The sequence below is a fragment of the Streptomyces sp. NPDC127119 genome, from assembly GCF_042677425.1.
Classification (GTDB): Bacteria; Actinomycetota; Actinomycetes; order Streptomycetales; family Streptomycetaceae; genus Streptomyces.
Genome location: NZ_JBHXTO010000042.1, coordinates 17,920 through 34,803, shown reverse-complemented (window position 1 = coordinate 34,803; position 16,884 = coordinate 17,920). Strand labels below are relative to the sequence as shown.

General features: G+C 72.3%; 2 protein-coding genes. Both read left to right on the top strand.

What is annotated here, in order from left to right:
* Positions 1 to 29 precede the first annotated feature (29 nt).
* Complete coding sequence (locus tag ACFVH5_RS19935) at positions 30 to 7,814, top strand: amino acid adenylation domain-containing protein (protein ID WP_385834972.1); 7,785 nt, start codon at positions 30 to 32, stop codon at positions 7,812 to 7,814.
* Positions 7,811 to 16,765: an amino acid adenylation domain-containing protein gene (locus tag ACFVH5_RS19930; RefSeq protein WP_385834971.1), complete on the top strand. Its 8,955-nt coding sequence runs from the start codon at positions 7,811 to 7,813 to the stop codon at positions 16,763 to 16,765. The genes ACFVH5_RS19935 and ACFVH5_RS19930 overlap by 4 nt, the downstream gene beginning before the upstream one ends.
* Positions 16,766 to 16,884 lie beyond the last annotated feature (119 nt).

Genomic DNA, 16,884 nt, shown 5'->3' with positions numbered 1-16,884 from the left:
CCGCGAGGTTCCGCCGATTTGGAGACAGAATGATCCCGTTGTCGTTCGCGCAGCGTCGGCTGTGGTTCGTGGACCGGTTCGAAGGCCCGTCGCCGACCTACAACGGCGCTCTCGCCCTGCGTCTGACCGGCGAGCTGAACGCGGGCGCGCTGGAGGCGGCGCTCCACGACGTCGTCGGCCGGCACGAGGCACTGCGCACGGTCGTCGTCGAGGACGACGACGGCGTCCCGCACCAGCGCGTGCTGCCTTCCGGCGCGGAGTCGTTCGGTCTGGGCGTCGTCGAGGCCGCGACGGAGCAGGAGCGGGCGAAGGCGGTCGACGAGGCGGCCACCGCCACCTTCGACCTGGCCGCCGACGTCCCGATCAGGGCCCGGCTGGTGCGATGTGGTCCGCGTGAGCACACCCTCGTCTTGGTGATGCATCACATCGCCGTGGACGGCGAGTCGTTCGGGCCGCTGTGCCGTGATCTGACCACCGCCTACGCGGCCCGCCGCGACGGCAGGGCCCCGGCGTGGGAGCCGCTGCCGGTGCAGTACGCGGACTACACGCTCTGGCAGCGGGACATGCTCGGCGACGAGTCCGACCCGGACAGCCTGGCGGCCCGGCAACTCGACTTCTGGCGGCGGACCCTGGCCGACCTGGCGCAGCCGCTGGCCCTGCCCACGGACCGCCCGCGCCCCAAGTCGATGAGCCACCGCGGCGACATGATTCCGTTCTCGATCGACCCCGAGCTGCTGCGGTCGGTGGAGAAGCTCGCCGCGCAGGCCGACACCACGGTCTCGATGGTCATGCACTCCGCTCTGGCGGTCCTCCTGCACCACCTCGGCTGCGGGGACGACGTACCCGTCGGCGCGCCGATCGCCGGCCGCACCGACGAGGAACTGCGTGAACTCGTCGGGTTCTTCGTCAACACCTGGGTGCTGCGCGTCGAACTCTTCGGCAACCCGACCTTCGGCGAGCTGCTGCAGCGGGTACGGGAGCGGGCCCTGTCGGCGTACGACCACCAGGACCTGCCGTTCGAGCGGCTGGTGGAGCTGCTGAACCCCGACCGGTCCACCGCGTACAACCCGCTCTTCCAGGTGATGCTCGCGTGGCAGCCGTCGATTCCGGAACTGGACTTCCCCGGACTGGTCGCCCACTCCGAGCGGCTGGAGACCGCCACCGCCAAGTTCGACCTGTTCTTCGACCTGGTCCCGGACGCCTCGGGCGGGGCGCGATGCCGCCTGGAGTACCGCACCGACCTCTTCGACCAGGACACCGCCGCAGGCATCGCGCACCGCTTCGTGCGTGTGCTGAGCCGACTCGTGGCCGACCCGGAACGCCGGATCGGCGGCATCGACGTACTCGACGCCGCCGAACGCGACCGGCTGCTCGTGGCGTTCAACGACACCGCCGCACCGGTGGACGAGCTGACCGTGCCGGAGCTGTTCGAACTCCAGGTCGCCAGGACGCCCGACGCCCCCGCGATCGTGCACGACGACCGGACGCTGACCTACCGGGAGCTCGACGCCCGGGCCGACGCCGTCGCCTGGGAGCTGGTGCGCCTCGGGGCCGGCCCCGAGGACCTGGTGGTCCTCGCGCTGCCGCGCGCGGAGGACCTGGTGGCCGGGCTGCTCGGCATCCTCAAGTCCGGTGCGGGCTATCTGCCCATGGATCCGCAGTACCTCGCCGGCCGCGCCGAGAGCGTGCTGTCCGAAGCCCGTCCGCGCTTCGTGGTCACCGACACCACGACGTCACGGGCCCTGCCGGCGAACGACATGACGACCGTGGACGTCGACGAGCGCGCGCGCTGGGACACGCCCGGCAGGCCGCTGCGCGACGCGGACCGCGTCGCGCGGCTGAGCCCGGACAACCTGGCGTACGTCATGTACACCTCCGGCTCCACGGGCACGCCGAAGGGCGCTGCGATCACCCACCGCGGCCTCGTCAACGGAGTACGTGAACTGACGCGCGTGCTGGACGCACCGCCCGGATGGCGCATGCTCGCCGGCACGTCGGTCAACTTCGACGTCTCGGTCTTCGAGCTGCTGACCACCCTGTCCACCGGCGGCAGCGCCGAGGTCGTCTCCAGCGCGCTGGCGCTGGGCGAACGGGACGGCTGGAACGGCCACGTGATCAGCGCGGTCCCCTCGGTGCTCGGGGAACTGGTGGGCCACCTGCGCAGGACCACGGACGTGCGCACGGTCGTGTTCGCGGGCGACGTGCTCCCGGCCCGGCTGGTGAGACAGGTGCGCGAGGCCCTGCCCGGCGTGCAGGTCGTGAACTCCTACGGGCAGAGCGAGAGTTTCTACGCCACCACCTTCTCTCTCCCGGCGTCCGAGGAATGGTCGCAGGGCGAGGTCGCGCCGATCGGCACCCCGCTGGGCAACATGCGTGCCTACGTGCTCGGCCCGGGGCTGGCCCCCGTGCCGCAGGGCGCGGTCGGTGAGCTGTACGTGGTCGGAACCTGCCTCGGCCGTGGCTACCACGGTCGCCCGGGCCTGACCGCCGAGCGCTACGTGGCCAACCCCTTCGGCCCGGCGGGCGAGCGGATGTACCGCACGGGCGACCTGGCCCGCTGGAACGCGCACGGTCAGTTGGAGTGCCTCGGCCGGAGCGACGGCCAGGTGAAGGTGCGGGGCTTCCGCATCGAGACCGCCGAGGTGGAGGCCGCGGTCACCGCGTACCCCGGGATCAGCGAGGCGGTCGTGATCAGCCGCGAGCTGCCCTCGGGCGGGCGGCGGCTGGTCGCGTACGTGGTGCACGCCGGCGAGGGAGCCGTGGGTGACGACGGCGCCGGCGGGATCGGCGACGTGGACGTGCTGGCCGGTGCCTCGGCCGCCGAGCTGCGCACGTTCGTCGCGGCCCGGCTGCCCGACTACATGGTTCCCTCGGCCTTCGTGGCCCTCGACCGGATGCCGCTCGGGCCGACCGGCAAGCTGGACCGCTCGGCGCTGCCCGAACCGGAGTTCGTGGGCGAGACCTACCGGGAACCGCGCACCGAGGCCGAGGCGATCGTCGCCGCGGCCTACGCCGATGTGCTCGGTGTGGAACGCGTCGGTGTCGACGACGACTTCTTCGCCGTCGGCGGGGACAGCCTGCGGTCGATCCAGGTGGTGGCGCGGGCGCGGGCCCGGGGCCTGGACCTCACCACGCGGGAGATCTTCGAGTACCGCACGGTGGCGGGCCTCGCCGAGGTGGCGTCCGCCCGACAGGATCGGGGTCCCGCGCTCGCGGAGCTGGACGGCGGCGGGGTCGGCCCGATGCCGTTGCAGCCGGTGGCACGGCAGGTGTTCGCACAGGGCGGCGGCGTCGACCGCTTCGCCATGTCGATGGTGCTGGAGCTGCCCGCCGGCATCGACGTCGGCGGTCTCACCGCGACACTGGACGCCGTCCTGGACCGGCACGACCTGTTGCGGGCACGGCTGGTGCGCGGCGACGAGCCCCTGCTCGTGGTACGGCCCGCGGGATCCGTTCGGGCGGCCGACCTGATCCGCCGGGTCGCCTGCGACGGCCGGTGGGACGAGCCCTCCTCCCTCGACGCGGCGAGGGCGGAACTGGACGACGCGGTCGGGCGGCTCGATCCGGAGGCCGGGACCATGGCGGACTTCGTCTGGTTCGCCCCCGGGACGGGTGCGGGCCGGCTGCTCGTGGTCCTGCACCACCTGGTGGTGGACGGGGTCTCCTGGCGCATCCTCATGTCGGACTTCGCCGAGGCCTGGCAGCAGGTCCGGGCCGGCCGCACGCCCGAGCTGCCCGAGGTCGGCACCTCGGCCCGCCGCTGGGCGTCCGCTCTGGAGGACGAGGCGTTCTCCGCGGAGCGGGAAGCGGAACTCCCGTACTGGCGCGACCTGCTGGAGACGCCCGAACCCCCGCTCGGCACCCGGCCGTTCGACCCGGCGGTGGACGTGATGTCCACGGTCGACACCGTGCGGGTACAGGTCCCCGCCGACGTCACCGAGGCCGTCCTGGGCAGGCTCCCCGCGGTGTTCCGGGCGACCGCGACCGATGTGCTGCTCGCCGCGCTCGTCCTGGCGGTCGACCGGTGGCGCGGTGCGGACCGCTCGACCCTGGTCCGCCTGGAGGGACACGGGCGCGAGGAGGACATCGTCCCCGGGGCCGACCTCACCCGCACCGTCGGGTGGTTCACGAGCATGTACCCGGTGCGGATCGACGTCCGCGAGGTCGAGCCGGCCGACGTTCTGGCGGGCGGTCCCGCGGCCGGCAGGGCGATCAAGCTGGTCAAGGAGCAGTTGCGCCAGGTCCCGGACAAGGGCGTCGGGTACGGCCTGCTGCGCCACCTCAATCCGGAGACCGCCGCACAGCTCGCCCAGTACCCGGATCCCCAGATCGGATTCAACTACCTCGGCCGGATCTCGGCCGCCGATGTGCCCGAGCACCTGCGCGCCGACGGGTGGGGACCGGCGTCCTGGTCCGCCGAGCTGCTTGCGATGCCCGATCCGGATCTGCCCGCGCTGTCCGCGCTCGAAGTCAACTCCTTCGCCGTGGACACCCCCGACGGCACCCGGTTGCAGACGGCCTTCATGTTTCCCACCGGCCTGCTGTCCCGCGAGCGGACCGGTGAACTGGCCGAGCTGTGGCTGGAGGTGCTGCACGGCATGGCCGCGCACGCCGCACAGCCCGGGACCGGCGGGCTCACGCCCTCGGACGCCTCGCTGGTCTCGGTGCGGCAGGACGAGATCGAGGCCTGGGAGCGGCGTTACGGCCCGCTGACCGAGGTGTGGCCGCAGGCGCCGGGCCAGTCCGGGATCCAGTTCGAGGCCGCCCTCGCCGACGGCTCCTTCGACGTCTACCACATGCAGTTCGTGCTGCACCTGTCCGGGCATGTGGACCCGGCCCGCATGCGGGCCGCCGGACAGGCACTCGTGGACCGGTACCCCAACCTGCGCTCGGCGTTCCTCACCGCGGCCGACGGAGATCCGGTGCAGATCGTGGCCGACCACGTCGTACTGCCCTGGCTCCACCTGGACCTGACCGGTCGCACGACGGCCGAGCAGGAGGCGGCGCTGGACCGGGCCCTCGCCGACGACCGGGCCGACCGGCTCGATCCCACCAGGCCGCCGCTGCTGCGCCTGGCCCTGCTCACCTGCGGGCCGCGGCAGGCGAAGCTCGTCATCACGGCGCACCACACCCTGTTCGACGGCTGGTCGTCACCGGTGGTGATCAAGGATCTGATCCGGCTGTACTCCAGGACCGACGGGCTCGGCCCGGTCCGCGGCTACGGCGACTACCTGACCTGGCTGTCCACCCGGGACCGGCAGGCGTCGGCCGCCCGCTGGGCCGACGAGCTCAGCGGGTTCGACCGGCCCACGCTGGTGGCCCCCAACGCCCCCGTCCAGGAGACGGCGTCCGCCCTCGGACGGGTCGAGGTACCGCTGTCGATCGACAAGGGCCGTGCACTGGCCCGGCGGGCCGCGGAACTCGGTGTCACGCTGAACACCCTCCTCCAGGGCGCGTGGGGCATCCTGCTGTCGAAGCTGACCGGGCAGCAGGACGTGGTGTTCGGAGCCGCCGTCAACGGCCGCCCGGCCGAACTGGCCGGTTCCGACGAGATGGTCGGCCTGTTCATCAACACGCTGCCCACCAGGGCGTACTGCCGTCCCGACCACAGCGTCGCGCAGGTCGTCACCGACCTGCAGAACCGGCAGACCGCGCTGCTCGACCACCACCACTACGGGCTCGCCGACATCCAGCGCGACGTCGGCCTGCCCGCCCTCTTCGACACCATCGTCGTGTTCGAGAACTACCCCATCGACCGGGCCGGCATCGTCGACGCCAACGCCGCCGCGGGATTCACGATCGACGGCATCCGGCCCTACGCGGGCTCGCACTACCCGCTCACGCTCAACGCCTCCGACCCCTACCTGCGGACCTCGCTGGACTACCAGAACAACCTGTACGACCGGCAGGCGGCCGAGGTGATCGCCGCCCGGCTCGTCCGGGTCCTGGACCACATACTCGACGACCCGACGGTGCCGGTCGGCTCGGTCGAGGTACTGGCCGAGGAGGAGCGCGACCGGCTGGTGCGGCGGATCAACGACACCGCCCACCCGGTGCCACCGGACACCCTGCCGGGCGCGTTCGAGGCCCAGGTGGAGCGCACGCCGGACCTCGTCGCGCTGATCGGCGAGCGGGAAAGGCTGACCTACCGGGAGTTCGACCGGCGCGCGAACCGGCTGGCGCACTGGCTGGTCGAGCAGGGCGCGGGACCCGAGCGGCTGGTCGGCGTGCGCCTGCCCCGCTCGGTGGACCTGATGGTCGCGATCTACGCGGTGGTCAAGGCGGGCGCGGCCTACGTGCCCATCGACACCGAGTTGCCCGAGGACCGGGTGCGGCACGTCCTGGACGGCGCCAGGCCGCTGCTGGTGCTCGACGGGGCGCTGCCGGACGTGTCCGCGTACCCGGCCACGACGCCCGAGCGGCGGCTGTCACCGGACAACGCCGCGTACGTCATCTTCACCTCCGGTTCCACCGGCGGCCCCAAGGGCGTGCAGGTGTCACACCGGTCGATCATGAACCGGCTGGCGTGGGGCCTGGCGCACTTCGACGTCGGCCCCCAGGACCGGGTGCTGCTGAGCACGTCGACGAGCTTCGACGTGTCGGTGCCGGAGCTGTTCGCGCCGTTGCAGGTGGGCGCGGCCGTGGTGATCGCCCGCCCGGCCGGGCGGCGGGACCCGGCCTACCTGGCCGAGCTGATCCAGCGGGAGCGGGTGACGGGGGCGGACTTCGTGCCCTCCCTGCTGGAGGCGTTCGTCGCCGAGCCCGCGGCGAAGCAGTGCGACAGCCTGCGCTGGATGGAGGTCGCGGGTGAGGCGTTCCCGGCGACCCTGGCGAACAAGGTGGTCGGCCTGCTGCCCGACTGCGGTGTGCACAACCTCTACGGGCCCACCGAGGCGGCCGTCGAGGTCACGGCGTGGCAGCACGTGCCCGGGGCGGACCGGGTGCCGATCGGCACCCCGGTGTGGAACACCCAGGTGTACGTGCTGGACGCGGCGCTGCGTCCGGTCGCGCCGGGAGTGGCCGGTGAGCTCTACCTCGCGGGGGCCGGTCTCGCCCGCGGCTACCTAGGGCAGAGCGCGCTGACCGCGCACCGCTTCGTGGCCTGCCCCTTCGGAGCGCCGGGAACGCGGATGTACCGCACCGGAGACCTGGTGCGCTGGAGCCGGGACGGCCAGGTCGAGTACCTCGGCCGTACCGACTTCCAGGTCAAGGTCCGCGGCTTCCGGATCGAGCTGAGCGAGGTGGAGTCGGCGCTGACCGCGCACCCGGACGTCGACAACGCGGTCGTCGTGGTGCGCGAGGACCGCGCCGACGACCAGCGGCTGGTCGCCTACGTGGTGCCGGGCGACCGTACGGCGGACTCCTCGGAGCTGGATCCGACCGCCCTGACGGAGCTGGTGCGGGGGCGGCTGCCGGAGTACATGGTGCCCTCGGCGATCGTGTCGCTCGACGCGTTCCCCACGACGGCGAGCGGGAAGCTCGACCGCAACGCGCTCCCCGCCCCCGACCACGCGGAAGCGGTGTCCGGACGAGGGCCGCGCAACCACCGCGAGGAAGTCCTCTGCCGGCTGTTCGCCGAGCTGCTCGGCGTGGAGGAGGTCGGCATCGACATCGACTTCTTCGACCACGGAGGACATTCGCTGCTGGCCACCCGGCTGATCGGCCGCATCCGCAGCGAACTCGGCACCGACGTGAAGGTCACGACGGTGTTCCGCAACCCGACCGTCGCCCAGCTGGCCGAGCAGATCGAGAAGCTCGCCACGTCGAATCGTCCCCAGCTGCGTCCGATGAACGTACAGGAGAACCGTCGATGATCCCGTTGTCCTTCGCCCAGAGCCGGATGTGGATCCTGCACAAGCTGGAAGGCCCGTCCGCGACCTACAACGTCCCGTTCGTGCTGCGCCTGGAGGGGACGCTGGACACGACGGCCCTGGCCGCCGCGGTGACGGACGTCACGAACCGGCACGAGAGTCTGCGCACCCTGATCGTCGAGAACACGGACGGCACACCGGAGCAGCGGATCCTGCCTCCCGAGGAGGCGGTGCACCCCTTCCACGTGGTCGACGTGGCCGCGGACGCCGTGGACACCGCCCTGCACGAGGTCACCTGCGAGCCGTTCGACCTGGACACGGAGCTTCCGCTGCGCACGACCGTGCTGCGGCTCGCTCCGCAGGAGCACGTCCTGGTGTTCGTCTTCCACCACATCGCCGCGGACGGGGCGTCGATAGCGCCGTTCGTCAGGGACCTGGTGTCGGCGTACACGGCCCGCCACGGGGGGAGTGCGCCGCAGTGGACGCCGCTGTCCGTGCAGTACAAGGACTACACGCTGTGGCAGCGGCAGCTGCTGGGTGACGAAGCCGACCCAAAGAGCACCATCGCGGAGCAATTGGCCTACTGGAAAAAGGAGTTGGCCGAGATTCCGCAACCGTTGCAACTGCCGCTGGACCGGCCGAGGCCGACGACGGCCAGCCACCGCGGCGGCGAGGTCCCCTTCGTACTGGCACCCGAACTGCTGTCGGGCGTGCAGAAGCTGGCGGCCGACCACGGCGCCACGGCACCGATGGTGGCCCAGGCCGTGCTGGTGGTGCTGCTGAACAAGCTGGGCGCGGGCGAGGACGTGCCGATCGGCAGCCCGATCGAGGGGCGCGGCGACGAGCAACTCGACGACCTGATCGGCTTCTTCGTCAACACCTGGGTACTGCGCGCGGACCTGTCGGGGAACCCGTCGTTCACCGACGTCCTGGAGCAGGTGCGGGACAAGGCCCTCGCCGCGTACGACAACCAGGACGTGCCGTTCGAGCGGCTGGTCGAGCTGCTCAACCCGGACCGCACCACCGCGTACATGCCCCTGTTCCAGACGGCGCTGGGCTGGCAGTTCGTGTGGGGCGAGATCGAGATCCCGGGGCTCCGGGTCACCCCCCTGCCCGTGGGCACCGGCACGGCCAAGTTCGACCTGCTCTTCAACATCGTCCCGAACGCGTCCGGCGGCACGCACGGGCTGCTGGAGTACGCGACCGACCTCTTCGACCACACCACGGCCGAGGGCGTCGTCGACAGATTCGTACGCGTCCTGGAGCAGGTGCTGGGCAACCCGGCCGTGCCGATCGGCAGCATCGACGTGCTCTCGCAGGAGGAACGCCACTGGCTGCTGCGCGAGGCCAACGACACGGCGGCGGACGTCCCGGAGCGGACCTTCGACGCGCTTTTCACCGAACGGGCCGCCGCCACGCCGGACGCCGTGGCGGTGGTCCGCGGAGACCTGGAACTCAGCTACCGGGAGATCGAGGAGCGGGCCAACCGGCTGGCACGGGTACTGGCCGAGCGCGGTGTGGGCCCCGAGTCGGTGGTGGCGGTGGCACTGTCCCGCTCGGTCGAGTGGACCGTGGCGATCCTGGGCGTGCTGAAGGCCGGCGGGGCGTACCTGCCGGTGGACCCGGCCTACCCGGCGGAGCGTGTGGCGTTCATGGTGGCCGACTCCGGGGCCGTCCTGGTGATCGAGGACGCCGCGTCGGGGGAGCAGATGCCGCGGCTGTCCGTCCCCGTGCTCCGGCTGGACGATCCCGGCGTCGCCGCGGCACTGGCCGCCGCCGACGCGGGACCGGTGACCGACACGGACCGCCGCGCCCCGGTCGCCCTGGCCAACACGGCGTACGTGATCTACACGTCGGGTTCGACCGGGACCCCGAAGGGAGTGGCGGTCACTCACTCGGGACTGGCCGGCCTGGTCGCCACCGAGGCCGAGCGGCTCCGGGTCACGCCGGCCAGCCGGGTGCTGCAGTTCGCCTCGCCGAGCTTCGATGCCTCGCTGTGGGAGTGGGGCATGTCCCTGCTGGCCGGAGCGACGCTGGTGCTGGCCGGCCCGGACGAACTGGCCGCGGGCGAACCGTTGATCGAGACGATCGCCGCCCACCGGGTGACCCACGCGACCTTGCCGCCGGCGGTGCTGGCGGCCCTGCCCACGGGGTCGCTGCCGACGGTGGAGACCCTGGTGGTCGGCGGCTCGGCCTCCACACCGGAACTGGTGGCGCAGTGGTCGCCCGGACGACGGATGATCAACGGCTACGGGCCGACCGAGATCACCGTGTGCGCCGCGATGAGCGCGCCGATGGTGGGTGACGGCCGTGTCCCGCCCATCGGACGGCCGATCGCCAACACCCAGGCGTACGTGCTGGACACCGCCCTGCGCCCGGTCGCGCCCGGAGTCGCCGGCGAGCTCTACATCGCCGGCCCCGGGCTCGCCCGGGGTTACCTGGGGCGGCCGGGCCTGACCGCGAGCCGGTTCGTGGCCTGCCCCTTCGGAACGCCGGGAACGCGGATGTACCGCTCCGGGGACCTGGTGCGGTGGAGCAGGGACGGCCAGCTCGAATACCTCGGGAGAACCGACTCCCAGGTCAAGATCCGCGGCTTCCGTATCGAGCTGGGGGAGATCGAGCACGCGCTCACGAGCCACCCCGGCGTGTCGCAGGCCGCGGTCGTGGTGCGGGAGAACCAGCTGGGCGACCGGCAGTTGGTGGGGTACGTGGTGCCCCAGCCGTACGCTGCCGCGGTGGCCGACGCCGACTCCCAGGTGGACGAGTGGCGTGACCTCTACGACGACAGCTACGCCGGTTCCGGCGACGAGGCGCTGGGCGAGGACTTCCAGGGCTGGAACTCCAGTTACACCGGTGAGCCGATCCCACACGAGCAGATGCTCGCGTGGCAGGACGCGGCGGTCGCGCAGGTGTTGCAGTTCGCGCCGCGGCGGGTGCTGGAGATCGGTGTGGGGTCCGGCCTGCTGCTGGCGAAGATCGTCGGAGAGGTCGAGGAGTACTGGGGCACCGACATCTCGGCCACAGTGGTGGACCGCGTCCGGGCCCAGAGCGCGCAGGCCGGACACGGCGACCGGGTCCGGGTGAGCGCCCAGGCGGCCGACGACGTCTCCGGTCTGCCCCGCGGCCGGTTCGACACGGTGGTGCTCAACTCGGTGGTGCAGTACTTCCCGAGCGTCGAGTACCTCGACCAGGTGCTGCGCCAGGTGATGGACCTCCTCGTGCCGGGCGGCCGGGTCGTCGTCGGTGACGTCCGCAACGCGGCGACACGCCGCCTGATGCTGACCGCCGTGCAGCGGGCGGCCCACCCGCACGCCTCGCCCGAGGAACTGCGGACGCTGGTGACCAGGGAGTTGCTGGCCGAGCGGGAACTGACCGTCGCCCCGGAGTGGTTCACCGAGTGGTCGCAGGACGGTTCGGTCGCGGTCGACATCCGGTTGAAGCCCGGGCAGGCGCACAACGAACTGACCCGGCACCGCTACGAGGTGGTCCTGCACAAGCGTCCGGCCGACCTGCTCGACGTGGCCGGCGCCCCGGTGCTGCCATGGGGCAGGGATGTGCACGGCCTCGCCGACCTCGGCCATCACGCGGACCGGGCGCGCGGACCGGTGCGGGTGACCGGGATACCCAACGCGCGTCTGGTCGAGGAGGTCGCCCTGACCGTGGCGACGGGCCTCCTCGACCAGGCGTCCCCGCCCGGTGAACCGGTCGATCCGCACGAGGTGCTCCGGTGGGCCGGCGAGCACGGCCGCGAGGTCGTCCTCACCTGGTCGGGCAGGGACGTGCGGTGTTTCGACGCGGTGCTGCTCCCGGCGCGGCCCGGCGGGCGGCGGGACGTCTCGGGCTCGTTCGTCCCCGGCGGCGGCGCGGGCGGGCGGGAGCGGGCGAACAACCCCGCCCTGGCCAGGTCGCTCGGCGCGCTCCTCCTCGAACTGCCCGAGTACCTGCGCGGGCGTCTGCCCGACTACATGGTTCCCCCCGCGCTGGTACCGCTCGGCGAGCTCCCGCTGACCCCCAGCGGGAAACTGAACCAGCGGGCGCTGCCCGTGCCGGACCACGGGCAGACGTCGACCGGCCGAGCCCCGCGCGACCAGGTCGAGGAGACCCTCGGCTCGCTGTTCGCCGAAGTGCTCGGCGTGGACAACGTCGGCATCGACAGCGACTTCTTCGCCAGCGGCGGCGACAGCATCCGCTCCATCCAGGTCGTCGCCCGGGCCCGGGCCCGCGGCATCGAGGTGAGCACGCGGGAGATCTTCGAGCACCCCACGGTCGCGCAGCTCGCGGAGCTGGTCGCGGGCCGCGCCCAGGAGCGGGTCGTTCTGGCGGAGCTGCCGGGCGGCGGTGTGGGCTGGGTTCCGCTGCCGCCGACGGCGAAGCACGTGCTCGGGCTCGGCGGCGGCCTCGGCCGGCTCTGCATGTCCATGATGCTGACGCTGCCCGAGGACATCGACCGCGCCGGGCTGGTGGCGACGGTGCAGGCCGTGCTGGACCGAAACGATGCGCTGCGTTCCCGGCTGGACCGGAAGCAACAGGGGCTCTGGGCGGAACCGGCCGGCAGCGTGGCCGCCGACGCGCTGCTGACCCAGGTCACCCGCACCGACGCCGACGCGCAGGCCGAGCTGGACGCTGCCGCCGACCGGCTGGACCCCGACGCGGGCGTCATGGCGCAGTTCGTGTGGTTCACCTCCGACACGGACGCCGACCGGCTGCTGATCGTGCTGCACCACCTGGTCGTCGACGGGGTGTCGTGGCGGCTCCTCGTGCCGGACCTGGTAGCCGCCTGGAAGGAGGTCCGCGCCGGCCGCACCCCGCGACCGGCAGCGGGCGGAACCTCGATGCGCCGCTGGGCACACGCCCTCGCCGACGAGGCGGCGCGTCCCGAGCGGGTCGCGGAACTGCCCGTGTGGCAGCGAATCCTGAGCGAGGACGAGCCGCTCCTCGGAGCGCGGGAGCGGGACCCGGCGCGGGACACCGCCGCCACCGTGGAGACGGTACGCGTGCAGGTGCCGGCGGACGTCACCGAGACCGTGCTGACCAAGGCGCCCGCGCTCTTCCGGGGCGGTGCCGACGACGTGCTGCTGGCGGCCCTGACCCTGGCGCTGGCCCGCTGGCGCCGGACGCGGGGCGTGGACGGGCCCTCGGCGCTGGTCCGCCTGGAAGGGCACGGCAGGGAAGAGGAGGCGGTGCCCGGAGCCGACCTGTCACGCACGGTGGGCTGGTTCACCGCGATGTATCCGGTGCGGCTGGACGTGACCGGTGTCGACCTGGCCGACGCGTTCGCCGGCGGCCCGGCCGCCGGACGGGCGGTCAAGGCCGTCAAGGAACAGCTGCGGGCGGTTCCGGGCGACGGCATCGGCTTCGGCCTGCTGCGCCACCTCAACCCGGAGACCTCCACCGCGCTGTCCGCCGGCCGTGAACCGCAGATCGGGTTCAACTACCTCGGTCGTACGTCCGGCGCCGACCTCCCCGAGGAGCTGCGGGGTCAGGGCTGGACCCCGGACACCACCCGGCAGGACCTGATCGCCGCCCCGGACGCGGACATGCCGGTGCTGTCGGCACTGGAGATCAACGCGGTGGCCACCGACACCGGAGCCGGTGAAGAACTGACCGCCTACTTCGGCTTCCCGACCGGCCTGCTCTCCGCCGAGGAGGTCACCGAGCTGGCCGAGCTGTGGGTGCGGGCGCTGACCGCCCTGGCCCGGCACGCCGCGACCCCCGACGCCGGGGGCCTGACTCCGACGGACGCCCCGCTGGTCCCCGTGAGCCAGCGGGAGATCGACGCCTGGGAGGCCGTGTACGGCCCCCTCACCGAGGTGTGGCCGGTGACCTCGGCGCAGTCGGGGATCATCTTCCACTCGATGCTGGCCGACTCCTCGTTCGACGCCTACCACGTGCAACTCGTGTTCCATGTCTCCGGCGACGTCGATCCGGAGCGGATGCGCCGGGCCGGGCAGATGCTGCTCGAACGCCACGCCAGCCTGCGCGCGGCCTTCGTCGACCGGGCCGACGGCGACCTCGCGCAGGTGGTTCCGGCACGAGGGGTGACCCTGCCCTGGCAGCACCTCGACCTGACGGGGTACGGCGAGGCGGAGCGCACCGAGAGGTTCGAGCGCTTCCTCACCGAGGACCAGGCCGCCCACTTCGACGTACGCACCCCGCCGTTGCTGCGGCTGGCACTCGTCGCCCTCGAACCCGGCCGGGCCGAACTGGTGATGACCGTCCACCACTCACTGGCCGACGGCTGGTCCTCGCCCCTGCTAATGCGGGACCTGCTCCTGCTGTACGGCTCCCACGGCGACACCACCGGCCTGCCGAGGACACGGAGCTACGGCGAGTACCTGGCCTGGCGTGCCCGGCAGGACCAGGACGAGGCCGCACGGGCATGGGCGGCCGAGCTCGACGGGGTCGAGGAACCGACCCTGCTCGCTCCCGGAGCCACGGGCGGCGACGGACTCGACCAGGTCGCGTTCGAGCTGCCCCGAGACGTGGAGAACCGCCTGAACCGGGTGGCGTCCGACCTGGGCGTCACCGTCAACACCCTGGTGCAGGGCGCCTGGGCACTGCTGCTCGGCCAGCTCACCGGCCGCCGCGACCTGGTGTTCGGCGCCACCGTCTCCGGCCGTCCGCCCGCCGTACCGGACGTCGAGACGATGGTCGGGATGTTCATCAACACCCTGCCGGTACGCGTCCGGTACGAGCCCGGCGACACCCTCGCCGAGGTACTCACCCGGCTGCAGAGCCGGCAGGCCCGCCTCGTCGAGCACCACCACCACGGGCTCACGGAGATCCAGCAGTCCGTGGGGCTGCAGAACCTCTTCGACACGCTGATCGTCTTCGAGTCGTACCCGGTCGACCGGGACGGACTGAACTCCGCCGCCGACGCCGCGGACGGCATCGCCATCACCGGTCTGCGGCCCTCCAACGGCACCCACTACCCCCTGGCCCTCATGGCGGCCGTCGACACGCACCTGACGTTCCTCCTCCAGTACGCGACCGGCGTCTTCGCCAGGGACACGGTGGAGACGTACGCGGCCCGGTTCGTGCGGGTCCTGGAACAGCTGGCGGCCACCCCGGACCTGAAGATCGCGCAGCTCGACGTTCTGCGGCAGACCGAACGCGACCGGTTCCTCGTCGGGTTCAACGACACGGCCGCTCCTACTCCGGACCTCACGCTCGCCGGACTCGTCGAGGCGCAGGTGGCGCGCACGCCCGACGAGACGGCGGTGGTCGCCGAGGACGGCTCGCTCACCTACCGTGAGCTGAACGCCCGGGCCGACCGCCTGGCGCACCAACTCGTCGAACGGGGCGTGGGCTCGGAGTCGCTGGTCGCGGTGTCGCTGCCGCGGTCGGTGAACCTGGTGGTCGCCCTGCTCGCGGTCCTGAAGGCAGGCGGCGCCTACCTGCCGGTCGACCCCAAGTACCCCAGCCACCGCCTCGCGGCGATCTTCGAGGAGGCCCGGCCGCGTCTCGTGCTGACCGACCGGGCGACGGTCGGCGTGCTTCCGGAGCACGACGCCCCGGACCTCTTCATGGACGCGCTCGACCTGTCCGGGGACGCCACCGGCCTCCAACTATCCGTGCATGCCGGGCAGTTGGCGTACGTCATGTACACCTCCGGCTCCACGGGCAAGCCCAAGGGCGTCGCCTACAGCCAGAAAGCAGTGGTGAACGGCGTGCTGCGGCTGCCCTCCCTCGTCGGGCTGGAGCCGGGCGGGCGGATCCTCGCCACCACGTCGATCAACTTCGACGCCTCGGCCTTCGAGATCTTCACACCCCTGGCCAACGGCGGTGTCCTCGAAGTCGTCCAGGACATCCTGGCCCTCGGCGAAGGCAGTGCGCGGGGCGACGGGATCATCGCCGCCGTGCCGTCCGCGTTCGCCGAACTCCTCGACGACATCGCGGCCCGCACCAGGCTGACGGCGGTCGTCTTCGCCGGCGAGGCCCTGCCGATGTCGCTCGTCGACAGGACACAGGAGGCCTTCCCGGGGGTCCGGGTCCTCAACGCCTACGGGCAGACCGAGTCGTTCTACGCCACCATGTTCACCGCCGACGACGACACCCGCGACCTGACGGGCAGCGCGCCCGTCGGCGCCCCGATCGGCAACATGCGTGCCTACCTCCTCGGCCACGGTCTGACCCCGGTGCCGCCGGGCGCGGTCGGCGAACTGTACGTCGCCGGGAACGTGGCCCGCGGCTACCACTGCCGCCCCTCCCTGACCGCCGAGCGCTTCGTCCCCGACCCGTACGGTCCCGCCGGTTCGCGCATGTACCGCACCGGAGACCTGGGCCGGTGGAGCCCCGAGGGCCGGCTCGAATACGTCGGCCGCGGCGACGCGCAGGTCAAGGTGCGGGGCTTCCGCGTCGAACCCGCGGAGGTCGAGGCCGCGCTCACCGCGCACCCCGGCGTGGCGCACGCCGCCGTCATCGCCCGCGACGGGCGGGGCAGCGGCTCCGGCAAACAACTGGTCGCCTATGTCGTACCCGCCCTCACCGGCGACCCCGGGGCGAGCGGTGACGTCGGCGGCCCGGAGACCAAGGAACTGCACGCCTTCGTCGCGAGCCGGCTGCCGGACTTCATGGTGCCGTCCGCCTTCGTGCTCCTGGACCGGCTGCCGCTCAACCCGAACGGCAAGCTGGACCGCAACGCGCTGCCCGAGCCGGAGTACCTCGGCGCCGCCTATCGCGCCCCCCGTACCACCCGCGAGAAGAGTCTGGCCGAGCTGTTCGCCGAGGTGCTCGGCGTGGACCAGGTCGGGATCGACGACGGCTTCTTCGACCTCGGCGGGCACTCCCTGCTCGCCACCCGGCTGATCAGCCGCGTCCGCGCCGAGATGGGCATCGAGATACCCATCCGCAAGATCTTCGACCTGCCGACGGTGGCCGCGCTCGCCGCGTGGTCGGAGGAATCGGCCGCTCCCCGTCGTCCCGGCCTGCGCAAGATGTTCGTAGAGGAGTGAAGGCAGTGATTCCGCTGTCATTCGCACAACGGCGTATGGGGATCCTCCACGAGTTGGAGGGCGGGTCGCGGAACTGGAACATGCCTGCGGCCTTCCGGCTGACCGGATCCCTGGACCGG

Coding starts and splice junctions, on each gene's coding strand:
- ACFVH5_RS19935 (WP_385834972.1), top strand. CDS start 30: ATGATCCCGTTGTCGTTCGCGCAGCGTCGGCTGTGGTTCGTGGACCGG.
- ACFVH5_RS19930 (WP_385834971.1), top strand. CDS start 7,811: ATGATCCCGTTGTCCTTCGCCCAGAGCCGGATGTGGATCCTGCACAAG.